This window comes from Sulfitobacter sp. 15WGC, from assembly GCF_005068605.1.
In the GTDB taxonomy this organism is placed as follows: Bacteria; Pseudomonadota; Alphaproteobacteria; order Rhodobacterales; family Rhodobacteraceae; genus Sulfitobacter; species Sulfitobacter faviae.
This window is the reverse complement of record NZ_SZNL01000217.1, coordinates 1-250: the sequence shown is the minus strand read 5'-3', so window position 1 is coordinate 250 and position 250 is coordinate 1. Positions and strand designations below refer to the sequence as shown.

Here is a 250-nt window from a genome sequence, read left to right as displayed (position 1 = left end):
GATTGTTGAGCAGAACGAGCCGGAGGCTTTCTTCAACAACCCGCAAAGCCCGCGCACGCAGCTGTTCCTGAGCCAGATTCTCGGGCACTGAACCGGGCAAATCGGACCAAGGTAAAACCTACGCCCCGGCCATTCGGTCGGGGCGCTTGCGTTTTAAACCAGTTGTTTGGGGACGGTGAAGGCGTGCAGCAGGCCGCTGCCGGGGGCCACCTCGGCCCAGCTTTCAACCGCGAAATCCAACACCGTCGTC

At 61.2% G+C, this 250-nt stretch carries 1 pseudogene; it reads left to right on the top strand.

Going from position 1 to position 250, the window contains the following annotated elements:
• Positions 1-91, top strand: a pseudogene (locus tag FCK22_RS18630) (amino acid ABC transporter ATP-binding protein); the annotation flags it as partial.
• Positions 92-250 lie beyond the last annotated feature (159 nt).